The 22,793-nt window shown below is 30.0% G+C and carries 21 protein-coding genes; 16 read left to right on the top strand and 5 right to left on the bottom strand.

Going from position 1 to position 22,793, the window contains the following annotated elements:
- The first annotated feature begins 28 nt into the window (after positions 1 to 28).
- On the top strand, positions 29 to 790 hold the full coding sequence (locus ACTTAT_RS00300) for an alpha/beta hydrolase (protein WP_440679047.1): 762 nt from the start codon (positions 29 to 31) through the stop codon (positions 788 to 790).
- Here ACTTAT_RS00300 and gltB read toward each other — a convergent pair.
- On the bottom strand, positions 783 to 5,291 hold the full coding sequence (gene gltB / locus ACTTAT_RS00305; protein ID WP_440679048.1) for a glutamate synthase large subunit: 4,509 nt from the start codon (positions 5,289 to 5,291) through the stop codon (positions 783 to 785). The genes ACTTAT_RS00300 and gltB overlap by 8 nt on opposite strands.
- Positions 5,291 to 6,730, bottom strand: coding sequence for an NAD(P)-dependent oxidoreductase (locus tag ACTTAT_RS00310; RefSeq protein ID WP_440679049.1), 1,440 nt, complete (start codon positions 6,728 to 6,730; stop codon positions 5,291 to 5,293). The genes gltB and ACTTAT_RS00310 overlap by 1 nt, the downstream gene beginning before the upstream one ends.
- A gap of 225 nt (positions 6,731 to 6,955) precedes the next feature.
- Between ACTTAT_RS00310 and ACTTAT_RS00315 the strand changes: the two genes are divergently transcribed.
- Positions 6,956 to 7,735, top strand: coding sequence for an undecaprenyl-diphosphate phosphatase (locus ACTTAT_RS00315; RefSeq protein WP_440679050.1), 780 nt, complete (start codon positions 6,956 to 6,958; stop codon positions 7,733 to 7,735).
- Here the strand turns inward: ACTTAT_RS00315 and ACTTAT_RS00320 are convergent.
- Complete coding sequence (locus ACTTAT_RS00320) at positions 7,732 to 8,685, bottom strand: complex I NDUFA9 subunit family protein (protein ID WP_440679051.1); 954 nt, start codon at positions 8,683 to 8,685, stop codon at positions 7,732 to 7,734. The genes ACTTAT_RS00315 and ACTTAT_RS00320 overlap by 4 nt on opposite strands.
- Positions 8,686 to 8,707: 22 nt before the next feature.
- Here ACTTAT_RS00320 and ACTTAT_RS00325 point away from each other — a divergent pair, with 22 nt between their 5' ends.
- From ACTTAT_RS00325 to ACTTAT_RS00340, 4 genes are read left to right on the top strand one after another with little or no spacing between them, the layout of a single operon-like run.
- Positions 8,708 to 9,328, top strand: a complete 621-nt coding sequence (locus ACTTAT_RS00325) for a ribonuclease D (protein ID WP_440679052.1) — start codon at positions 8,708 to 8,710, stop codon at positions 9,326 to 9,328.
- Position 9,329: 1 nt separating this feature from the next.
- Positions 9,330 to 10,304, top strand: a complete 975-nt coding sequence (locus ACTTAT_RS00330) for an SIS domain-containing protein (protein ID WP_440679053.1) — start codon at positions 9,330 to 9,332, stop codon at positions 10,302 to 10,304.
- A complete protein-coding gene (locus ACTTAT_RS00335) occupies positions 10,301 to 10,891 on the top strand; it encodes a hypothetical protein (RefSeq protein ID WP_440679054.1) in 591 nt (196 codons plus the stop codon). The genes ACTTAT_RS00330 and ACTTAT_RS00335 overlap by 4 nt, the downstream gene beginning before the upstream one ends.
- Positions 10,872 to 11,837, top strand: coding sequence for an ATP-binding cassette domain-containing protein (locus ACTTAT_RS00340; RefSeq protein WP_440679055.1), 966 nt, complete (start codon positions 10,872 to 10,874; stop codon positions 11,835 to 11,837). Before ACTTAT_RS00335 ends, ACTTAT_RS00340 begins: the two co-directional genes overlap by 20 nt.
- On the opposite strand, the gene ACTTAT_RS00345 is transcribed toward ACTTAT_RS00340, so the two are convergent.
- Positions 11,834 to 12,121: a TIGR02300 family protein gene (locus ACTTAT_RS00345; RefSeq protein ID WP_440679056.1), complete on the bottom strand. Its 288-nt coding sequence runs from the start codon at positions 12,119 to 12,121 to the stop codon at positions 11,834 to 11,836. The genes ACTTAT_RS00340 and ACTTAT_RS00345 overlap by 4 nt on opposite strands.
- Positions 12,122 to 12,175: 54 nt before the next feature.
- Between ACTTAT_RS00345 and ACTTAT_RS00350 the strand changes: the two genes are divergently transcribed.
- The 10 genes from ACTTAT_RS00350 (at position 12,176) to ACTTAT_RS00395 (ending at position 22,409) form a co-directional block, all read left to right on the top strand.
- The gene (locus tag ACTTAT_RS00350) at positions 12,176 to 14,173 is read left to right on the top strand and encodes a (d)CMP kinase (protein WP_440679057.1); all 1,998 of its coding nucleotides are present in this window, start codon (positions 12,176 to 12,178) and stop codon (positions 14,171 to 14,173) included.
- Positions 14,173 to 15,885, top strand: coding sequence for a S1 RNA-binding domain-containing protein (locus tag ACTTAT_RS00355; RefSeq protein ID WP_440679058.1), 1,713 nt, complete (start codon positions 14,173 to 14,175; stop codon positions 15,883 to 15,885). The genes ACTTAT_RS00350 and ACTTAT_RS00355 overlap by 1 nt, the downstream gene beginning before the upstream one ends.
- 52 nt (positions 15,886 to 15,937) lie before the next feature.
- The gene (locus tag ACTTAT_RS00360) at positions 15,938 to 16,249 is read left to right on the top strand and encodes an HU family DNA-binding protein (RefSeq protein ID WP_440679059.1); all 312 of its coding nucleotides are present in this window, start codon (positions 15,938 to 15,940) and stop codon (positions 16,247 to 16,249) included.
- The gene (pyrF, locus tag ACTTAT_RS00365) at positions 16,239 to 16,925 is read left to right on the top strand and encodes an orotidine-5'-phosphate decarboxylase (RefSeq protein ID WP_440679060.1); all 687 of its coding nucleotides are present in this window, start codon (positions 16,239 to 16,241) and stop codon (positions 16,923 to 16,925) included. The genes ACTTAT_RS00360 and pyrF overlap by 11 nt, the downstream gene beginning before the upstream one ends.
- On the top strand, positions 16,922 to 17,536 hold the full coding sequence (locus tag ACTTAT_RS00370) for a phosphoribosylanthranilate isomerase (RefSeq protein ID WP_440679061.1): 615 nt from the start codon (positions 16,922 to 16,924) through the stop codon (positions 17,534 to 17,536). The genes pyrF and ACTTAT_RS00370 overlap by 4 nt, the downstream gene beginning before the upstream one ends.
- Positions 17,526 to 18,758 carry a tryptophan synthase subunit beta gene (locus tag ACTTAT_RS00375; RefSeq protein WP_440679062.1) on the top strand — a complete coding sequence of 411 codons (1,233 nt, stop codon included), beginning with the start codon at positions 17,526 to 17,528 and terminating at the stop codon, positions 18,756 to 18,758. The genes ACTTAT_RS00370 and ACTTAT_RS00375 overlap by 11 nt, the downstream gene beginning before the upstream one ends.
- 1 nt (position 18,759) lies before the next feature.
- On the top strand, positions 18,760 to 19,557 hold the full coding sequence (trpA, locus tag ACTTAT_RS00380) for a tryptophan synthase subunit alpha (RefSeq protein ID WP_440679063.1): 798 nt from the start codon (positions 18,760 to 18,762) through the stop codon (positions 19,555 to 19,557).
- Between the two features lie 71 nt (positions 19,558 to 19,628).
- Positions 19,629 to 20,567 carry an acetyl-CoA carboxylase carboxyltransferase subunit beta gene (locus ACTTAT_RS00385; RefSeq protein WP_440679064.1) on the top strand — a complete coding sequence of 313 codons (939 nt, stop codon included), beginning with the start codon at positions 19,629 to 19,631 and terminating at the stop codon, positions 20,565 to 20,567.
- Between the two features lie 4 nt (positions 20,568 to 20,571).
- Entirely contained in the window at positions 20,572 to 21,861 is a 1,290-nt protein-coding gene (locus ACTTAT_RS00390) for a bifunctional folylpolyglutamate synthase/dihydrofolate synthase (RefSeq protein ID WP_440679065.1), read from the top strand.
- Positions 21,858 to 22,409, top strand: a complete 552-nt coding sequence (locus ACTTAT_RS00395; RefSeq protein ID WP_440679066.1) for a histidine phosphatase family protein — start codon at positions 21,858 to 21,860, stop codon at positions 22,407 to 22,409. The genes ACTTAT_RS00390 and ACTTAT_RS00395 overlap by 4 nt, the downstream gene beginning before the upstream one ends.
- A gap of 32 nt (positions 22,410 to 22,441) precedes the next feature.
- Here the strand turns inward: ACTTAT_RS00395 and trxA are convergent, their stop codons facing one another.
- Complete coding sequence (trxA, locus tag ACTTAT_RS00400) at positions 22,442 to 22,765, bottom strand: thioredoxin (protein ID WP_440679067.1); 324 nt, start codon at positions 22,763 to 22,765, stop codon at positions 22,442 to 22,444.
- Positions 22,766 to 22,793 lie beyond the last annotated feature (28 nt).

Here is a 22,793-nt window from a genome sequence, read left to right on the forward strand (position 1 = left end):
AAGATTTTATAACTATATCCTGATTAAAATGAAAAACAAAAAAAATTATTTTTTAACCTCAAATAAACAATCAATTCATTTCGCCTTTTTAAAAGCCAAAAGTAAAGTTGGGGTATTATTTCTTCATGGCTTGATGTCGGATATTTCTGGAAAAAAAGTAAAATTCATAAAATCATTATGCAAAAAAAAAAGATTAAACTTTTTGGCATTTGATTTTTCAGGCCATGGCAAGTCTTCTGGTACTTTTGAAAAGCAAGGAATTCATGATTGGATCTTAGAAGCAAAGGAAATTACAAATTCAAAACTAAAAAATAAAAAAATAATTATTATTGGTTCATCATGTGGGGGGTGGGTTGGTGCCAAACTTATATGGAAACTCAAAAATATAATTGGTTTTATTGGAGTATCAGCTGCTCCTGATTTTACAAAATACTTAATGTGGAACACTTTTTCAAAAAAAGCAAAGCAGATCATCAGCTCTGGAAAAATTTATAAACTGAAAAGTGATTATAACAGTTATTATCCAATAGGTAAGTCTTTGATCGATGGTGGTAAAAAAAATTTAATTTTACATTTAAAAAAAAATTGTAATTTCCCGTTAAGGTTTTTTCATGGATTAAAAGATAATGTAGTTCCAGTAGAATACTCTTATAAATTATCAAAAACCTTATATTCAAAAGATAGTTTAATCTTGTTGCAAGAAAAAGGTGATCACAGCCTTTCGTCGTCACATGATCTTAAAAGAATAGGAAAAGAGTTGATTGAAATTGCTAAATCTAAAATTAACTAGCTTTTTGCCTTAAAGATTTATTACTTATTGGATTATCTAATTTATCTAACATTTCTAAAGGACAAACTTGAATAAAATGATTAACATTTACATCCCATTCATATAAAATTTTCTGAGAATATTTTGACTTAGTAAATTTGGCATGTTGCTCAACTAAATTTTTTAAATAACTTTTCCAATAATCAGTCTCTACTTTATTGTATGTTACACTATTTGGATTTATTAAATTTTCTAGTTTAGAATCTGGATCAAAAATAAAAGCCATTCCACCTGTCATACCTGCTGCAAAGTTATCTCCAACATCTCCTAAAAATACTGTTGTACCACCCGTCATATACTCACAACCATTCGTACCACAACCTTCGACTACTGCGGTTGCTCCTGAATTTCTTACCGCAAATCTTTCACCCGCCTGTCCCGAAGCAAATAACTTTCCACTTGTCGCTCCATATAAAACTGTATTACCTATAATTGTATTTTTCTCTGTTTCAATTTCTGTAACCCTAGCTGGTCTAACGATAATTGTTCCACCAGAAAGACCTTTTCCAACATAGTCATTGCAGTCACCAATAACTTCAAGATTTATACCTTTGACTATGAAAGCCCCTAACGATTGTCCAGCTGATCCCCTCAGTTTAATATTAATTTGATTTTCATTAAAGGATTTATCTTTAAAATCTGTTACTAAGGTTGAAGATAGTCTTGCTCCTACAGTTCGGTCTGTATTTTTAATATTATAACTTAACTCAACATTCTGACCACTTTGAATTAATGGCAATACATCATTAATAATTTTTTCATCAAGTGTATTTGGAACTTCATTTCTAATTTTGTCTTTACAGTACCTTGGGTTATCACCTGGGTCGGCTTGAACTAAAAGGGGATTAAAATCTAAATCATCTAAATTAGATGATCCTTTAGAAATTTGGGTTAATAAATCTGTTCTTCCTATAACTTCATTTAAAGATTTAAATCCTAGCTCAGCTAAAATTTCTCTGACTTCTTCAGCAACAAAGGTAAATAAATTAACTACTTTTTCTGGGGTACCAACAAATTTATTTCTCAAGTCTTCTCTTTGAGTGCATATTCCAACTGGACATGTATCAGAATGACATTGTCTAACCATAATACATCCCATGGCTATCAAACTAGTTGTTGCTATACCAAATTCATCAGCGCCCATCATCGCCGCCATAACAACATCTCTTCCAGTTTTAATGCTTCCATCTGTTCTTAATACAACTTTATGTCTCAAATTATTCATTGTTAAAATTTGATTTGTTTCCGTCAAACCCATTTCCCATGGTAAGCCTACGTACTTTACGCTGGTTTGTGGTGTTGCTCCTGATCCACCGTTATGGCCACTAATTAAAATTATATCTGCTTTAGCTTTTGCAACTCCTGCCGCTACTGTCCCTACACCAGTTGAAGCTACTAACTTTACTCCAACTCTAGCTTTTGGATTAATTTGTTTAAGGTCATAAATCAATTGAGCCAGATCTTCGATAGAGTAAATATCATGATGAGGAGGAGGTGAAACCAAAGTTACTCCAGGAGTTGAATGTCTTAGTTTTGAAATATATTTTGAAACTTTAAAACCTGGTAGCTGTCCACCTTCACCGGGCTTTGCACCTTGTGCCACTTTAATTTCAATTTCATTACAATGATTTAAATATTTTGCTGTAACACCAAATCTTCCTGATGCAACTTGCTTTACTCTTGAGTTTGCATTATCACCGTTTGCCCTAGGCACAAATCGTTCTTCATCCTCACCACCTTCTCCGCTGCAGGAAGCACCACCTATTCTGTTCATCGCAATAGCTAAAGTTTCATGAGCTTCTTTTGATAGGGCACCCATTGACATACTTCCTGTCCCAAATCTTTTTCTAATTTCAGTAACAGATTCAACTTCTTCTAAAGATATTTTTTTTTTCTTAGATTTGAATCCTAACAAATCTCTCAAATGTATTGGTGGCATATCATGAATTAACTTTGAGTATTTCTTGTAAGTATCAAAAGAGTCGTTTGTAACTGCGCTTTGAAGCAAATGCATTGTCTTGGCTTGATAACCATGCGTTTCACCACCATGACGGTACTTATAAATACCTCCGATTGGTAAAGAAATTATATTTTCTCTAAATGCTTTTTCATGATGTTTTTTAATCATACTTTCAATACCTAAAATTCCAATACCTGAAATTCTGGATTCAAGACCTGGAAAGTATTCAGAAACTAATGAACGGCTTAATCCTAATGATTGAAAATTGAGTCCACCACGATACGAACTAATAACTGAAATTCCCATCTTGGACATAATCTTTAATAAACCGTCATTAATGGCCTTTACATATCTTTGAACGCATTCATCAAAGCTTAATTTTCCAAATAAACCTTTTTCAAATCTTTGATAAATTGAGTCTATTGTTAAATAAGGATTAACAGTAGTAGCACCTGCTCCAATTAAAACTGCAAAATAATGCGTGTCTAAACATTCGGATGATTTTACGTGAATAGAAACAAACTTTCTGATTCCTAAATTTGTTAAATAAGATTGCACTGCTCCTTGAGCTAAAATTACTGGTATAGAAATTCTACTTTTAGATACATTTTCATCACTTATTACTAGATGTTTTGCTCCGCCTCTAACAAACTCCTCTGCTTCAGATCTAATTCTATCTAATTGATTTTTTAAATTATTTTTTTCATTAGTTTCATATGTTAAATCGATAGTTTTTATTTCTTTTTCAAATGTATCGTTTAATTTTTTAAACTGAGTATTTGTTAAAACCGGACTATCAAGTAAATAGCTTTTTTGTTTTGTTAATTTGTCATCAAGAATATTCTCTAAATTACCAAGTCTTGTATTAAGTGACATAACTCTATTTTCTCTAAGAGAGTCTATTGGAGGATTGGTAACTTGACTAAAGTTTTGTCTAAAAAAATGAGATAATGGCCTGTACTTACTTGATAAAACTGCAATAGGTGTATCATCACCCATGGATCCAACTGCTTCTTTTGCGTCTTCAATCATTGGATGAAGAATGATTTCTAAATCCTCTATACTTAAACCTGAAAGAAATTGCCTTTGCCTGAGCTCTTGACCTTCGTAGATATTTTTTTCTTTTAAATTTTTAAAATTTTTTGTTAATTCAATATGATTAGATGCAAACTCTTTATAAACTGGATTAGATGCTAAATGATCTTTAGTTTTTTTATCATTAAAATATTTTCCTTTATCTAAATCTAAAGAAATCATTTGGCCTGGACCAACCCTTCCTCTGTATTGAATATTATCTTCAGCAACATGAACCATTCCAGTTTCTGAACCAGCAAACAACATTTTATCTTTAGTGATTGTATAACGAAGAGGTCTTAAACCATTTCTATCAGAAGCGGCAACAATCCAACGGCCATCAAAAGCTGCAACTGCCGCTGGGCCATCCCATGGCTCAATAACTGAATTCAAATAGTTATACATATCTCGATGTAATTTAGATATTATTTTACTTTTTTTAGACCAAGCCTCAGGTATCAACATCATTTTAGCAATCGGGAGATCTCTTCCTCCCCTTACCAACAATTCAAATGCCGCGTCTAATGATGCTGTGTCGGAATTATTTGCTTTAATAATTGGTTTTATATCTTCAATGTTTTCAAAAAGGTTACTATCCATTCCAGCTTCATGTGTTTTCATCCAATTAACATTTCCCTTTAGAGTATTGATCTCTCCGTTATGAGCAATGACTCTAAATGGTTGAGCAAGCTCCCATGAAGGAAAAGTGTTTGTCGAAAACCTTTGATGAAAAATTGCAAAACGCGAAGCAAATCTTTGATCTAATAAGTCTGGATAAAAATCAGCAATATTTTCGGCCAAAAACATCCCTTTATAAATGACTGATTTTGAACTTAATGAACAAATATAAAAATCATTTAACTGTTCTTTTGCGGCATTATTTTCAATTTTTTTTCTAATTGCAAAAAGCTTTCTTTCTAAATCTTGAAAATCATATTTTTTTTCACATGCAAAAATAATCTGTTCAATTTCAGGCCTTGTATCATTAGCTTTTTGACCTAAAACTTTTGGATTTACAGGAACCTGTCTCCATCCAAAAATATAAAAATCATTATTTAAAAGTTCTTGCTCTATAAGCGTTCTGCATCTTTCTTGAGCTGAATAGTTGGTTCTGGGTAAAAAAACCATACCGAGGCAAATTTCTTGATCATCATTAACATCGTGACCTGTAACATTGATTTTTTCTTTAAAAAAATCTCTACTAAATTCAATATGAATTCCAGCACCATCTCCAGTTTTGCCGTCAGCATCAACCGCACCTCTATGCCAAACTGCTTTTAATGCCTCTATACCATTTTCAACAACTTCACGCTTAGGTTTTCCAGTCATAGAAGCAACAAAGCCAACACCGCAAGCATCATGATCTTCTATTTTTATGTTTGACGATTCTAATTTGTTTTTATTTGATAAATAATTTTTAACAGTCACTACGCCGCCTTATTTTTTTTCTTTTGTGAAATTGATTTTAAATATTCGCTTATTCCTATTGCCGCATCTCTTCCGTCTCTAATTGCCCAAACTACTAAAGAGGCACCGCGCACAATATCTCCTGCAGCAAAAATTCCTCTAATATTTGTTTTTAAAGTTTTTAAATCTGTTTTAATTGTACCCCATTTAGTAACTTCTAAATCTGGTTCACCAAACAATTTTGGTATTTCTTCAGGTTCAAAACCAAGAGCTTCAATGACTAAATCTGCATCAAGTGTCTCTTCCGCTCCATCTATAATTTTTGGTGATTGTCTACCAGATGAGTCTGGCTCACCAAGTCTCATCTTATTTATTATTACTTTTTCTACATTATTTTTTCCTTCAAATAATTTTGGACTCGATAACCAAATAAAGTTAACTCCCTCTTCTTCAGCATTAGCAACCTCTCTAGCAGATCCTGGCATATTCGCTTTATCTCTTCTATATAAACACGAAACAGATTTTGCTTTTTGTCTGACTGCAGTTCTAACACAATCCATTGCTGTATCACCACCGCCCACAACGATAACATTTTTTCCTTCAGCATTTAATGTGCCATTATCAAAATCCTTTACTTCATCCCCCAAACCTTTTTTATTTGATGCTGTTAAAAAATCCATTGCAGGGAAAATGTTTTTTAGATTTGATCCAGGAGTTTCGATCTGTCTTGCTTTATAAACTCCAGTTGCAATCAAGATAGCATCATGTTTTTCTTTCAACTTTTTTAACGTAGAATCTTTACCAACTTCAAAATTATTAATAATTTTAATATTGCTATCTTCTAAAAGTTTTGTTCTTCTTAAAACTACTGATTTATCTAATTTAAAATTTGGAATACCATAAATAAGTAATCCACCAGCTCGATCATATCGATCGTAAATCGTAACTTGATAACCTTCTTTTCTTAACTCCATGGCGGCAGCAATACCCGCTGGTCCTGCTCCAATTATTCCGACAGATTGCTTTATCTCATTTAATGGCTTTATTGGTTCAACCCAACCATTCTCCCACGCTGTATTAGTTATAAATTTTTCTACAGCTCCAATTGTTACCGTACCATGTCCTGACTGTTCTATAACACAGTTACCTTCACATAAACGATCTTGAGGACATATACTGCCGCAAACTTCTGGCATTGAATTAGTTGCTGATGAAATTTCATAAGCATCTCTCAATCTTCCCTCTGCGGTCAATTTTAACCAATCTGGAATATTATTTTGTAAAGGACAGTGGACTTGGCAGAACGGAGTGCCACATTGAGAACATCTGCTAGCCTGCTCCTTTGCTTTATTATTAATAAACTCTTTATAAATTTCTAAAAAATTTTCTTTTCTTTCACTTGAATCTATTTTCTCAGGCGTTTCTCTTTTTAGGTCTACAAATTTTAACATTTTTGACATGAGGAGTGGTTATTATATCATTAAAATAACTATGTCATTGTATTTTAGTAAATATTTATTTACTAAATAACTATTAATTTTTAATAATAATGACAAAAAACTAAGGAAAAATGAAAAATTTTAACAAATTTTTAATATTTTGATAGAATCACAAAAAATTAAAGTGATTTTGTTTGTTCTAAATTTATAGCTTTAAATGCTAAATGATAATAATTGAAAATCATAGTGAGTTTTTCAATTTATTTACCTTTAATAGCTTTAGCAATAATACAAGGAATAACTGAATGGTTGCCCATTTCTTCTAGCGGAATTTTAGTTTTTTTAGAACAGCTTATAAATCTGGAAGATAAAAATCTTAATCTTTTATTTAACATATCAGTTCATGCAGGCTCTCTTATTGCAATAATATTTTATTTTAAAAAAGAAATTCTCAATATTTTAAAAAATTTAAAGCTTTTACAAAATATAATAATTGCAACTATTCCGGTTGTTTTGTTTGGTTTAATAGTTAAGGTTTTGAATTTAAATATTTTCCTTCAAGATATAAAAGTTGTAGCTTTTGCTACAGTCTTTTTTTCAATTATTTTATACCTTTCAGATAAAACTAAGGTTACGCAACGCTATGAACAAAATATACCAAATAAAAATGCGTTCTATATTGGTTTAGCGCAAGTGCTTGCATTAATACCTGGCACAAGTAGATCGGGCATTACTATAACATGCGCAAGATACTTGGGGTACTCTAGGACTCATGCAGCAAAGTTTTCATTTATAATATCTATACCTGTATTATTGGCGGCTACAACTTTAGGAGCAGTAGAAACAATAACAAACCTTAACTCACAAGTTATAAATATTTTATTGATTGGGTTTTCTTTTTCACTAATCGCATCGCTTTTAAGTATTAAAGTCTTCTTATCTTTTGTTGAAAACAATAGCTTAACTCTATTTGTGATTCTAAGACTTATTTTAGGAGCTGGGCTTTTATTCTATTCTTTCTCTTAAGAAGAAAATTGTCCCTCTGGTCTAAATCGATATAAATAATTTGGAATAATTTTCCTTATACCTTCAAGATCAACTATAAGATCTTTTAAAGTTTTATTATTGTTGGTGGCTATATTATCTCCAGATTCTAAAGTTTTTATTTGATCCAGCGTTAGCATAGGTTTTGGCGCTAATTGCAAAATTCTACCTTGAATTCTTCCTGCCCAGGATGGAATTGGGATAATAATATTTTTTGCTCTAATTTCGTTTGATATAATTTTAACAAGCTCTTCCAAGGTAAATATTTCATCTCCTACAAATTCAAAAGTTTCTTTTTTAATTTCTTCATCAATAATTTTTTCAATACCTTTTGCAATATCTCCAACATAAACTGGTTGAAATTTTACATTTGAATTTGCCAAAGGAATAATTGGAAACAATTTTGCTAATTTAGCAAACATATTTGTAAAATCATTTTCTCCACCCCCGTAAACTACCGAGGGTTTGATTATGGTATAATTTTCTAAATTTTCTTTAATCAACTCCTCAGCTTTAAATTTACTTTCTAGATATTTTGATTCTGTACCACTCTTTACTCCAAGACTCGAAAAGTGAATAAAATGTTTTATTGAATTTTGTTTTTTAACTGCTTCAACTAGATTAGATACAAATTCAGTATGTATTTTTTGAAAAGTATTTTGGCTTTTTTCGTACAAAATACCAACCAAGTTGATACAGATGTTTGAGTCTTTTATAAACGTTTCTATCTGATCTTTTGAATTTATATTAACTTTGTGCAGCGATATTTGACCCGGATCTCCACATGAAGATTTTAATTGAATAACATCCTCATCATAGGGATTACGAGTTGCAATTTTAATTTCAAACCCTTTATTTGCTAAAATTTTAACTATAGAACTGCCGATGAAGCCAGCGCCACCAAAAAAACTAATTTTTTTTATAGGTTTCATGTATACAATTAATAATTGAATTATGAATAATTATAAATTTTATCTATCTGATATAGATGCTGATACAAGCTTAAAAAATGCCTCAAGCATTGCAGTTGACGGTGAATTCAGTGGCTTAGACCCAAAAACAGATAGGCTTCAGCTTCTTCAACTTTGTGATGGATCAGATTTTGTTCATCTGATCAAATTTGAGAATAATTATAATGCTCCAAATTTAAAAGAAATTTTAGAAAATAGTAATATTAAAAAAATATTTCATTTTGGTCGAGCAGATCTAGGTTTTCTAAAACAACATCTCAATATTAATGTAAAAAACATTTTTGATACAAAAATAGCCTCTAAAATTTGCAGGAAGTTTTCTCCTCATCATGGTTTAAAAGATTTATGTCGCGATCTGATAAGTGTTAATTTGTCAAAAGAATATCAAACATCAGACTGGGGTAAAAAAATTGAAGAATACAAAGAAGAGCAAATATCTTATGCCTGCAAAGATGTACTTTATTTACATAAAATCAAATCTGAATTAGAAAAAATTTTAATCAGAGAAAATAAAAAATATTTAGCTGAAAAATGTTTTCAATTTTTAGAAACTCGAACAGATTTAGATCTTGCTGGTTTACAAACAGATATATTTGAGCATTAATATGAAATCAGAAAAACAAATTCTAAACTTTGGTAAAAAATTAATTAAAGAAGAGATAAACGCACTTATAAAAATCAATAAAAATATCAATTCTAGTTTTTCAAAAGCTGTAAATTTGATTTTTAATACAAAAGGAAATATTGTTTTTACTGGTGTTGGAAAATCAAAATTAATATTAGAAAAAACTTGCGGTACCTTTAGTAGTTTAGGCATACCAAGTTATGTTCTTGATGCAAACCAAGCAAATCATGGAAGTTTAGGAAATCTTCAAAAAACCGATACTTTGATTATTGCATCAAATAGCGGCAATACAAATGAACTAATTACAATTTTTAGATTTGCTAAAAAATATAAAATTAAAATTATTGGAATATCATCAAATAAAAAATCTCAACTATTTAAAAATTCCGATATTAATATTATTTATCCACGCGTTAAAGAAATTGGAGATGATAATTTTAAACTTGTGCCAACCAGCTCAACAACTGTGCTCGCTGCTATTGGGGATGCCCTAGCTATTTCAGTTGGAAAACTAAAAAAATTTAAAATTAAAAATTTTGGTGAAACACATCCAGGTGGCTCAATAGGAAAATCATTGACCTCAATTAAAGATCTTTTGATAACTGGAAATAGTATTCCATTTGTAGATAGCAATGCATCATTCTCAAAAGTTTTATCCGTTATAGCTTCAAAAAGATTAGGATGTGCTTTAGTAAAAGATAAAAAATTTAAAAGAATTTCTATTGTTACAGATGGTGACACTGCGAGAGCTGCTTCAAAATATAAAAATATTAGTTCTTTAAAAGTAAGTCAATTTATGACCAAAAATCCCAAATATATAAATGAAAATACTTTGGCCACTGAGGCTCTTTCAATTATGAATGAGAAAAGGATTACAATTCTTTTAGTAAAATCTAAAAATAAATTTAAAGGATTAGTGAGTCTGCACTCTATTATTGAGTATTTGGGCAAATGATATCAAGAAAAAATATATCAAATTTTTTAATATTAATTACTGTGTTATTAACATTGGTATTCTATGGTCATTATTTAAATAAGAATAAAGGATCAATCAAAATTAATGACAGTGTAAGTGAAAATAAAGATATTGTTTCAAATTTAGAAGGTGGCATGACAAAATTTTCTGATGTGGAGTATAAAACTACGTCCAATAAAGGGACGGACTTTATTACGAGGGGTAAAGTAGCATATATTTCAAAAAAAAAGCCAAATCTAATAGAATTAGAAAATGTACACAGTTTTACCAAGCTTAAAGATAAATCAATTTTAAATATCAAATCTGAAAAAGCCACTTATGCTAAGAATTCAAAAAATATCAGGTATTATCAAAGGGTAATTATTTCAAATAAAGATAGGACGATAGTAGCAGTTGAAGCAATTTTTTATGCAAATAAAAACCAGATTAAACTAGAAGAAGTAATATATAGAGATGGCGTAAATTTGATCAAAAGTGATTTTGCTGAATTTGATGCCGAGACAAATAACTTGCAATTACTCATGAAAAATAAAAAAGATAGAGTTTATGGACAAAGAAAAAAATAAAATAAAAAAAACAAAAATTAAAATTAAAGCAGATACTCTTATAGAAAAAAAACTTGTTTTAAAAAAAAATTACTTGGTAAATGAAAAAAAAGATATTTTAGTTTTAAAACAAACTGTAAATGATAATCAAAAAAAAATTATAACTAAAATAAATAAATCTAATTTACATCTAGTCTCATCAAACATAATGAGATTTGGCGTTAAAAATAAAGAAAAAAATAATGAGATTTTAAAAATTTCACAAATATCAAAATCTTTAGGAGGAAAACCTATTTTAAAAAATATTTCTTTTTCACTCAATTCAGGACAAATATTAGGCCTATTAGGACCAAACGGTGCCGGAAAATCGACTTTATTTAATTTAATAGTCGGTAAAATATTTCCTGATCGAGGCAAAATTATATTAAATAATGAAATAATTAATGAACTTCCAATCCATAAAAGAGCTTTGCAAGGTATTAGTCTTCTAGAACAACATAAAGGTCTATTTGGAAATATGACAGCTTATGAAAATCTTTATGCTATATTGGAGCTTTATATTAAGGATAAAAATAAAATAGAAAGTAAAATTTTTCAACTCCTTTCTTATTTTGGACTTCAATATTTAGCAGATGTTAAAGCAAACAATATGTCTGGTGGTGAATATAAAAAAATTTCGACATTACAAAGAATTTGTAATAAAAATATAAAAATATTATTACTTGATGAGCCAATGGCTGCACTCGATCCATTAAGTATATCATCAATTAAAAAATTTATTCTAGAGTTAAGAGAGATGGGCTTATCAGTAATAATTACTGATCATAATTTTTTTGCCATTCAGGATATATTAGATCATTGCATAGTCATCAGAGATGGCAATATAATGGTAGAAGGTTCTCCTAAAATTATAATGAAAGATGAAAAAGCTATCAAATATTATTTAGGTAGCGGTTTTAAAATTTAATTTTTTGATCCTTCCTCTATGGCTGCATCATCTAACGAAATTACTTCTTCATCCTGATCTTCTGAATCACTATCTGCATTATCTATATCTGCAAACTCGTCTTTAACATTTGATTTATTTTGCTGCTGATTCACTTGTGGACTTTGCACAAAGGACAGCTCATCCTCAATTACAATCTCTGAATTACAGTGCGGACATGATAGAGGTGATTTCTTATTTAGATCATAAAATTTTACTTCACAGTTTGTGCAAACTCTTTTTTGTCCAAATTTTTTATCAGCCATTAAAATATCTTTTTGAATGTTATTTTAGTGGGTATATATTGATCTAATAATCCAATGGCAATTAAAAAATCAAATCAATTAATACCTGAGAATAATATTAGTATTAAAGGATTAGTTGAGCTTTCAAGCGATAAATCACTAAGTATTAGAGGTATAATTTTTGCAAGTATTGCCTATGGGATCAGTAAAATTAAAATCAAAAATCCTGGTGAAGATGCTGAGACTGCAATTAAAGCAATTAAAGCTCTTGGAATTAAAGTAATAAGAAATAAAGATCTTTATACAGTTTATGGTTTGGGAATTGGTTATTATAGCAAAAGAACACTTAAAATTTCATTTAATAATAGTGGAACTACATTAAGATTATTAACACCTTTAATAGCAGGCTCAAAGGTTAACGCAAAAATTATAGGTGATAAAAGCTTAAGTAAAAGGCCTTACCGATTAGAATTTTTAAGACAGTTTTTAATGAACTTAAAGCCCACAAATGGTCAATATTTACCGATTAAAATCAAAGGTCATGAAAACTGCATTCAATCATACGTAAAAATTGAAAAACCCTCAGCTCAAATGGTTAGTGCTGCTACTATTGCTGGAATGATAAGTTATGGCGAAACCATAATAGAGGCTCCAAAAAACATAAGAGATCATACTTCAAGACTTTTAAAGTACCTTAACTATCCAATTAAAGTTCAAAATAAAAAAAGCAAACAGATCATTAAAGTTCAAGGAAGACGTTTTTTAAAACCTCTTCAAAACTATAATATTCCGTCCGACCCATCATCAAGTGCTTTTTTAATTGCTATCGCAATTTTAACTAGAGGCTCTGAAATTAAAATTAAAAATGTTTGTCTCAATCCATATCGTATAGGATTTATAAAGGTTTTAAAAAAAATGGGCGCCAGAATAATGTTTACAAATAGGAAAAGCTATTTTGGTGAACCAATTGGCGACATAACAGCCTCATATTCTCCAAACCTTAAAGGCATCACAATTAAACCAAATGAAGTTGCAAGTATTATTGATGAAATTCCAATTTTATTGATAGTTGCATTATTTTGTAAGACTAAAAGTATTTTTAATAATCTTACAGAACTAAAGTTTAAAGAGTCAGATCGACTTCGTGTTATGTATGAAAACTTAATATTATGTGGTGCTAATGTTACTAGAGTAAAAGACAACTTAATAATTAATGGTATTAATAACAGGTTCTACTCTAGTGAAATTCCAATTATCAAGGATTATTCTAAAGACCATCGTATATGTATGGCTTTCTTTTGTTTAGCTGCAGTCTCAAGAAAAAAAATACAGATTAATGACTTTGACTCAGTAAATGTAAGTTTTCCAAATTTTTTAAAAACTATTAATGATTTAAAATATAATAAAGGTAAGAAAATTCTTGTTGCCGCAGATGGACCAGTAGCTTGCGGAAAAACATCAATATTAAAAAAATTAGTTAAAAAATTTGGATCAAAAAAAGCAACTTTTTTAGATAGTGGTTTATTATATCGCTACTTAACTTTAATTCATTTACAAAGTAAGAAAAAAAAAATTAACGCTAATTATTTAGTCAAACATTTAAAAAAAGTCAGTATTTCAAAATTACAAAATCCTAAACTTCATTCTATTGCTGTATCAAATAAAGTATCTGAAATAGCTAAAATTAAAATTATCCGTCAACAATTATTACCAGTGCAAAGAGACCTTATTTTTAATTGCCCTCAACAAATCGTATTAGTTGGTGGTAGAGACATAACATCAACTGTAATACCTAATAATTTTTCTGACATTAAGCTTTATATAGATTGTGATGTTAAAGTTAGAGCAAAACGAAGATATTTAGAGTTAAAAAGTAAGAAAAATGAGAAAAATGTTAATTATCAAGAGATCTTAAAGGCTCTAAAAGCTAGAGATTTAGCAGATTCTACCAGAGCTATAAGCCCACTTAAAAAAACAAAAGATAGCATCTTGATAGACAATTCTTTTAATGATATCAGCCGCTCAATTAATAAAATTTCGTTATTAATAGAAAGAGAGATAAAAAAACATTAGTGGGAACAGACAGTAGTTTAAAAGTATATAATCAAGATAATAATTCAGAATTCGCAAAATTAATTTCAGAAAATTTAGAAAACATAATTTTAAAAGACAATTCTATTGTGACAGGATCAGTAGAAAAAGTTGATGATAAATATGTTCACGTTTTTATTAAAGGAGCTAAATCTAGTGGATTAGTAGACATTAATGAAATTCCACATGCTGAACTAGATAGCTTAGAAGAAGGTAAAGAGATTGAAGTTTTTCTTGAGAGAACAGAAGATAGAAATGGAAACATTGTTTTAAGTATCGAAAAAGCAAGAAGAGCAAAATCTTGGAAAAAAATTGAAGAAGCTTTTGAAAAACAAGAAAAAGTTAGTGGTATTATTAAAAATACGGTTAAAGGTGGAGTAGTTGTAGAAATCTTTGGTGTATTTGCTTTTTGCCCAAATTCACAAGTCGCTGATAGGCCAATCAAAAACATGAATGAGTTCATGAATAAACCCATGGAATTTCAAATTATCAAAATTGATAATGTGAGAATGAATGTAATTGCAAGTAGAAGACAAGTCATTGAACAAGAAAAAAATAAAAATAAAGAAAAAGTAATCAAAAATTACAAAGTTGGTGATGTTGTGGAAGGTACTATCAAGGCAGTTCAATCATATGGATGTTTCGTGAGCATTGAAAGCTTGGATTGTTTACTTCACTCTTCAGAAGTTTCTCATCTTAAAATCACAAACTTAAACGATATGTTTACAGTTGGAGAAAAAATTAAAGTCAAAGTATTAGAAATTGATAATGAAAATATGAGAATGAGTTTATCTGTTAAAGCTATGCTTCCAGATCCATTCGAAACGATTAAAGATAAGTTTTCAATTGGCAATGAATATGAAGTTAAAATTGTAAAATTAACTGATTTTGGTGCATTTGCAGAAATGCAAGAAGGTATTGTTGGACTAATTCATTCCAGTGAAATTAAACATATGCAAAAAAATGTTAATCCTAAATCTGCATTCAAAATTGGTGATACTGTTAAAGTGAAATTAAAAGAAGTTGATACTGAAAAGAGAAAAATTGCTTTAAGTTACAAAGATTGCTTACCAAATCCAGTAGATGAATTTATTACAAAATATCCTATTGGAACTACTGTTAAAACAAAAGTAGTGACAAAAAAAGATTTTGGCATTTTCTGTAATACTGGTGACAGTGATATCGATATCTTTGTTCACTATAAACAATTAGATTATGCTGAAAGCTCTAAAGCTTTAGATAATTTTAACAAAGGTGATGAAGTAGAATTAAAAATAATTGATATTAAAGATGATAAAGTAAATGGATCAATCCGAGCGCTTAAAAAAGATCCTTTCTCATTCTTTGATGATAAAAAAATTGGTGATATTGTTTCAACAAGAGTTGTGGAAGTTCAAGACAATGGTTTAAAAGTTGATGTTGGTCCTGATAGATATCAGACAATTATTAGAAAATCTGAGCTTGCATTAGAAAAATCAGATCAAAGACCAAACCGTTTTTCATCAGGTGACTCTATTGATGCAGCAATCCTAGAGTTAGATGCTGATAAAAGAAGGGTAAAATTATCTGTAAAAAAACTAGAGCAACAACAAGCTGATGAAGCTATTGAAAAGTACGGTTCTACAAGTTCTGGTCAATCATTAGCTGGAATTTTAGGCGAAGCTTTAGAGAAAAAAGATCAGAAAAAAGATTAACCCTTCCTTTTCTTACAATCTAAATCTATAATAATTTCAATACTTTATTGAAATGTCTAAAAAAACATTTGTAAAATCAGATATTGTAAAAGATCTTCAAGGACATTTTCAAAAAATCCCTAATAATAATGTTGAACATATTATTGAGTCTATTTTTAAATATTTGAGTAATGCTCTCTCTGAAGGGAGAAACATAGAAATAAGAGGGCTAGGTACTTTTAAAGTTAAAAAAATGCCAGCGAGAAATGCAAGAAACCCAAAGACTGGAGAAGCAATTCAAATTGAAGAAAAAAATAAAGTAAAATGGAAAAGTTCTAAATTATTAAATTATAGAATCAATAAGGATAAAAAAATTGAAGAATAAAAAAATAATTTTTATTGCTCTTGATTGCTCAGTATTAAAAGCTAAATCAATCATCAAATCCATTCCAAAAATTAAATTAAAAAAATATGAGATTGGTATCAAGGCAGGTTACCAAATTCTTTATTCTGATAAGGGAAGAAATTTTATTAAATCATTAAAGGGATATAAAAAATTCATAGATTTAAAACTTAATGACGTTCCTAATACCGTTAAAAATGGAATATTATCTTTAAGAGATTTAAAAGCTGATTACATCACCATTCATGCAAGCGCAGGTTCTGATGCAATAAAATTAGCAAAAAAATATTCTGGCAAGACAAAGCTTCTAGCAGTGTCAGTACTTACTAGTATGAATAAAAAAAACCTATCTGAAATTGGTCATACTAAGAAATTAGATAAACTTGTTATTCATCTTAGTAAACTTGCAAAAAAAGCAGGTGCTTATGCAATGATTTGTAGTCCGCATGAATCTAAAAAAATAAAAAAGCTTTCTAAGTTGCCATCGATTACTCCTGGAATAAGACTTCCTGGCGACCAATCTGGTGATCAAAAACGAATTGCAACTCCAAAATTTGCTTTTGATAATGGTGCCATAGGAATTGTAATGGGTCGGTCTTTAATCAAAGGTAATATTAAAAATAATTTTAAAAGACTTTTTCAACACCTAGACTCATGAAACAAACTATAAAAGTTTGCGGTCAAACAGATCCAGAAATCATAAAACTATGCATTGAACAAGGGGCAAGACTGATAGGGTTTATTATCAACTATCCTAAAAGCCCAAGGTCAATTTCAATTGAACAACTAAAATCATTAACAAAAAATGTTCCAGACAATATTAAAAAAGTGGCTGTAATGGTAAATCCATCTATAGAACAAGTAAAAGAAATTTCAAACTACTGTAATGTTATTCAGTTACATGGAGATGAAACTGAAGGATTTATTCAACAAATAAAAAAAGAAACAGACCTTGAAGTAATCAAAGTAATCAAAGTAAACAAGAAAGAAGATCTTCAAACAAATAAAAAATTTATATCTGCTGATATTTTTCTCTATGATACGCCAAGTATGGGTCAAAATGGTGGGCCGTTTGATTTTGAAATGCTAAAAGATTTAGAAAATAGAAATTTTTTTATAGCAGGAAAAATAGATATAAATAATATTGAGACAGCTCTGCTCTATACTGATAAGATTGATGTAAATTCTGGTCTAGAAACAAAAAAGGGTATAAAAGACCCAGAAAAAATTAAACAATTTTTCAATAAATTAAAAAAAAATGAAAATTAGAAAAGGTATTCCAGTCATAGACCAGCATGACAAAAGTTATATGTATGGCGGAAAATTTGGTGGAAACTTTATTCCAGAGACACTTAAGAAGCCTGTAGAAGATTTAACAATACTGTTTGAAAAACTTAGAAAAAATAAAGAATTTTTAAAGCAAAGAGACTATTATTTTAAAAATTATGTTGGAGCTCCTACTCCTTTTATAAAACTTAATAATCTAACTAATCATTTAGGTGGAGCTCAAATTTGGGCAAAAGTTGTAGCTGAAGCAAATGGTGGTGCTCATAAAATTTATAATGCAACAGTACATGCATTAATTTGCAAAAAAGCAGGTAAAAAATATATCGTTGGCGATACCGGCGCTGGTTATGCTGGAAAAATGTTGTCTATGGCAGCAAAAAAATTTGGCCTTAAATGTAAAATATTTATGGGCGCTAAAGATATTGAGCGTCAAAAACCAAACTGCGATGCCATGAAAAAAAATGGTGCAGAAATTGTTCCAGTTCATACAGGAAGTAAAACACTAGTTGATGCAGTAAGTGAATGTATGAGATATTGGGTATCAAATTGTGATACTACTCACATGTGTGTTGGATCGACTGTTGGTCCTAATATTTTTATTAAAATTTGTGCATGGAGTACTGCGCAAATTTCAAGAGAGCTTATTGTTCAAGTAAAAAAAGAATTTGGGAAAATTCCTAAAAAAATGAAACTTATCAACTGTGTTGGTGGAGGAAGTTCTGCTTTAGGTTTTTGGAATTCATTTATGGATTATAACAAAAATCAAGTTGAAATGATTGGAGTTGAAGCGGGTGGTCCCAAAAATAGCAAACTTCATGCGGCACCGCTTAGCACGAATGCAAAAGTTGGAATCCTTCATGGTGCAGCTCAATATGTGATTCAAGATAAAGAAGGTCAAATCAGTAATACTGCAAGTATTAGTGCTGGCTTAGATTACCCTGGTATTTCGCCAGTACATTGTTTTTTAAAAGATACAAAAAGAGCAAGATACACAAGTGCTACTGATGAAGAAGCATTACACTCTCATCAACTCGTGACAAAATTTGAAAATATCTCACCTTCTCTTGAGCCTTCGCATGCATTCGCAGAAGCGATTAAAATCGCACCAAAGTTAAGCAAAGATACAGTAATCATTGTTAACAGTTGTGGTGATGCCAAAAAGGACAGGGATATTTTAAAAAAAAGATTAGGAAAGAAAATTTAATATGAGTCTTATTAAAAAAGCATTTCAAATTTGTAAAAAAGAAAAGCGCCCTGCTCTTTTAACTTTTACTGTTGCAGGAGATAATACTCACAAAAATTCATTGGAAATTTTAAAATCTATCTCTCCATATGTAGATATTTGTGAAATGGGCATGCCTCATAATACTCCAGTTGCAGATGGTGGTCAGATACAAAACTGCTCGCACCGTGCTTTAAAAAATGGAATTAAAATTAAAGATATTTTTAAAATTATAAATCAGTATAAAAAATTCAAATTTGCAAAACCAATCATTTTGATGGGTTACTTTAATACAATCAAACAATTTGGTGAACAAAACTTTATTAATCAGTGTAAAAAAAATAAAGTTGACGGCCTGATCGTTGTGGACCTTCCTTGGCCAGAAAATAAAAATTTTGCTGCAAAGTGTAAAAAAAAATCAATTAATTTTATTCAATTAGTCGCGCCAACAACTTCGAATGAGAGATTAAAAAAAATTGTCAGAGATTCTCATGACATGGTTTATTACATCAGTATGTTATCTACTACGGGGGGCAAATTGAAAGTTGCTCCAAAAAAAATTATTCAAAATTACCAAAAAATTAAAAGACTAAATAAAAATAAAAATGTTGTCATAGGTTTTGGTATTACAGAAAAAACCATCGCATCTCTTAAAAAATCAGATGGACTTGTTGTTGGAAGTGCACTTTGTAAAACAATTACAGATTCGGTTAATCGTAGAAAAAAGCCAGCAATTGCTGCCAAAAAAATGGTAATGAAATTGAAGTCTAAAATAGCATAAGAAAATCAACATTTTTACAACAATCACATTGTAGCCAAAGTTTTAAAGTTTATGCTAAAACAACTTAAATTATGACTAACTGGTTAGATAAAATTTTATCAAAAGCAAAAGCTGCTGGTGCAAAATTATCAGATTCATTTAAGAAAAAAACAATCGAAAACGCTGATCTGTGGAGTTCTTGTCCTGAATGTAAAAAAATGTTTTTAGGAAAAGAGCTTAAAAAAAATATGCACGTTTGCACCCAGTGCGATTATCATTTTAGAATAAGTGCGGATGATAGATTTAAAATATTTTTTGATAATGCTTCTTATGAAATGATAGATACAAAAAGACTAGCAGAAGACCCTAATAAATTTAAAACTGAACTCAAAGCTTATAAAGACCAACTTAAATCTGCAAAAAAGAAAACTAAACAAATTGCATCTCTTGTATCAGCCCACGGAAAAGTAAACGGATTAGATATGATTTGCTCATCATTTGATTTTAATTTTAACGGTGGAACATTGAGTATGCAGTCTGGTCAAAATTTTTATGAAGCTTGTGAATATGCAGTTAAGAATAAAGTGTCAGCACTCACAGTATTTATCACAACAGGAGGAGCGGCTCTTCAAGAAAACTTATTTGCGCTTTATCAAATGCCAAAAACAATTCTTGGTGTTCAAATGTTAAAAGAAAATAAAATTCCTTATTTTGTAGTCGCAAATGTAAATATTGGTGGAGTGAGTGCTAGCTTTGGTTCTCTTGGTGATTTTCATATTATGGAACCAGGTAAAAAAACAATCTGGGGATTTGCTGGAAAACGTGTTGTTCAAGGAACAATCTCTGAACCGTTACCGGAAGACTTTCAATCTGCATCACATGTGATTACAACTGGGGCAATTGATATGATTACACACAGAAAAGATCAAAAAAATGTTATTTCAAATTTAGTTTCTATTCTTCTAAAAAAAGAACACGTACAGCATTCTACACTCTCTAGTTCAGAAGAAGCACAAGCTGTAAATCAGTAGTGCAGTGTCTCACTCCAAAAAATTACAATTTATTTTAAATAAACTTTATGAGCTTAATCCTGATAAGATTGAACTTAAGCTTGATCGTGTTTTAAGGCTTGCAAATGATCTTGGTAACCCTCACAAAAAACTAAAAAATGTAATTACTGTAACTGGAACCAATGGCAAAGGAGGTACGGCATTTTATTTAAAAGAAATTTTACAAGCCCATGGTTATAGTGTTGCTTTATTCCAATCTCCTTTTCTTTATAATTTTTTGACAAGATTTTTAATTAATGGTGAACCTTTAGATGAAGAAAAATTTATTAACTACGTCATAGAAGTTGATAAGGCAAATAACAATCAAGATATTACTTTTTTTGAATACATAACTTGTATTGCATTTAAAGCATTTGCAGAAGCAAACTGTGATTTTAATATTATAGAGACTGGGCTTGGTGGAAAATATGATAGTACCAATGTTGATTATCAAGATCTAAAAGCACAAGTACTAACCCCTATTAGTATGGATCATAAAGATTTTTTAGGAGATACGCTTAAAGAAATCACTCATAATAAATGCGGAATTATTAAAGACAATTCCAATGTCATTATCACAAAACAAAGTAGTGAAGTTCTAGGTTACATTGATGAGGAATTAAAAAGAAAAAAAATAAAAAAATATATTTTTTCTGAAGATTTTAATGTCAACGTAGAAAATAACAGAATGATCTATCAAGATGATGATGGTTTAATTGATCTTGATATGCCAACTATGAAAGGCTCTTTTCAAATACAAAATGCAGCGGTTGCAATAAAAGCTTTAAAATCTATTGGTTTAAAACTTGATAATAAAAAGATTTCAGAAGGTATAAAAAACACCAAAGTTGAAGGAAGAATTCAACATATTACTAAGGGCAAATTACTTTCATATGTTCATGAAGAAACTAATACTTTAATCGTTGATGGTGGTCATAATGAACAAGCTGGAAAATCATTAGCAGAATACTTAGAAAAAATTAAAGGCAAGCGCTCAATCTATCTTGTCTTTTCAATGCTCACTTCCAAAGATTTAAAAGCATATCTTTCAAACTTTAGTTCACTAGTGACCGAGATTAAATGTTTTAAACTTAGAGAAAATTTTTATGAAACCAAAGATATTATCGCTCAAGCAAAAGAGCTTGGCATTCATGCAAATCCAAATAATTCAGCCACTGAAGCTATTGCTCAACTTGCTATACAAGATCCTAATGCCATCATTGTTGTTTGTGGTTCACTTTATTCTGCAGGTAAGGTATTAGAACAAAATATATGAAAAAGTTTTTAGTTTTATTCTTAATATTTTGCACAAGTTCAAACGCTAACGAAGAGCAAAAGTTTTTTGATTTATTAAAAGGAAATGACAAAATCTTATGGTTAAGACATTTCTCAGCTCCAGGTGGAGGAGATCCTGATAACTTTGATGTAAGAGTTCGTAGTACTCAAAGAAATTTAGGTAAATTTGGAATTAAACAAGGAAAAGCATACTCAAAGCTTTTTAAAAAAAATAAAGTTAACATTAAACACGCATTAAGTTCACAATGGTTTAGAGCAATGGAAACCTGTCAATTTTTTGGAGAGTTTAAAACTTTCTCAGCATTAAACTCTACATTTAGTTCGCAGTTTTCTCATAACACAGCAAAGCAAAGAAGGCAGTTAAGAGAATACATTAAAAATTGGAATGGTGATGGAAATTTATTACTTTGCGCTCATTATGTAATTGTTGGAGAGCATTTAGATTATGGGGCTAGCGAAGGTGAGATAGTTCTAACTGATAAGAATTTAAAAATTTTAGCGAAATACAGATTAAAAATTAAAAACTAGGAACTTTAAAATAAAATTCCTAGTTTAAAAAATTATCCAACTTTAGAATTAATCCAAGTTTTGATATCTTCTTTTGAAGCCGCTCCAACTTTAGAGTCTACAACTTCTCCACCTTTAAAAAGTAGCATTGTAGGAACTCCTCTTACACCAAATTTAGTTGGTGCATTTGGAGAGTTATCAATATCATGATCACCGATTACAATTTGATCAGACATTTCATCTGCTAATTCATTTAATACCGGTGTTACCATTTTACATGGTCCGCACCATTCTGCTCCGAATTTCACAAGAACTGGCTTATCTTTATTACCAATCGTTTCTTCAAAATTTTCATCTGTTACTTTTAATGCTGGCATTAAGAATCTCCTTGTTGTTATAATGAAA

Source organism: Candidatus Pelagibacter sp. HIMB1517, assembly GCF_052047895.1.
Lineage (GTDB): Bacteria > Pseudomonadota > Alphaproteobacteria > Pelagibacterales > Pelagibacteraceae > HIMB114.

Coding starts and splice junctions, on each gene's coding strand:
- ACTTAT_RS00300 (WP_440679047.1), top strand. CDS start 29: ATGAAAAACAAAAAAAATTATTTTTTAACCTCAAATAAACAATCAATT.
- ACTTAT_RS00310 (WP_440679049.1), bottom strand. CDS start 6,730: ATGTCAAAAATGTTAAAATTTGTAGACCTAAAAAGAGAAACGCCTGAG.
- ACTTAT_RS00320 (WP_440679051.1), bottom strand. CDS start 8,685: ATGAAACCTATAAAAAAAATTAGTTTTTTTGGTGGCGCTGGCTTCATC.
- ACTTAT_RS00325 (WP_440679052.1), top strand. CDS start 8,708: ATGAATAATTATAAATTTTATCTATCTGATATAGATGCTGATACAAGC.
- ACTTAT_RS00330 (WP_440679053.1), top strand. CDS start 9,330: ATGAAATCAGAAAAACAAATTCTAAACTTTGGTAAAAAATTAATTAAA.
- ACTTAT_RS00335 (WP_440679054.1), top strand. CDS start 10,301: ATGATATCAAGAAAAAATATATCAAATTTTTTAATATTAATTACTGTG.
- ACTTAT_RS00340 (WP_440679055.1), top strand. CDS start 10,872: ATGGACAAAGAAAAAAATAAAATAAAAAAAACAAAAATTAAAATTAAA.
- ACTTAT_RS00345 (WP_440679056.1), bottom strand. CDS start 12,121: ATGGCTGATAAAAAATTTGGACAAAAAAGAGTTTGCACAAACTGTGAA.
- ACTTAT_RS00350 (WP_440679057.1), top strand. CDS start 12,176: ATGGCAATTAAAAAATCAAATCAATTAATACCTGAGAATAATATTAGT.
- ACTTAT_RS00360 (WP_440679059.1), top strand. CDS start 15,938: ATGTCTAAAAAAACATTTGTAAAATCAGATATTGTAAAAGATCTTCAA.
- ACTTAT_RS00370 (WP_440679061.1), top strand. CDS start 16,922: ATGAAACAAACTATAAAAGTTTGCGGTCAAACAGATCCAGAAATCATA.
- ACTTAT_RS00375 (WP_440679062.1), top strand. CDS start 17,526: ATGAAAATTAGAAAAGGTATTCCAGTCATAGACCAGCATGACAAAAGT.
- trpA (WP_440679063.1), top strand. CDS start 18,760: ATGAGTCTTATTAAAAAAGCATTTCAAATTTGTAAAAAAGAAAAGCGC.
- ACTTAT_RS00385 (WP_440679064.1), top strand. CDS start 19,629: ATGACTAACTGGTTAGATAAAATTTTATCAAAAGCAAAAGCTGCTGGT.
- ACTTAT_RS00395 (WP_440679066.1), top strand. CDS start 21,858: ATGAAAAAGTTTTTAGTTTTATTCTTAATATTTTGCACAAGTTCAAAC.
- trxA (WP_440679067.1), bottom strand. CDS start 22,765: ATGCCAGCATTAAAAGTAACAGATGAAAATTTTGAAGAAACGATTGGT.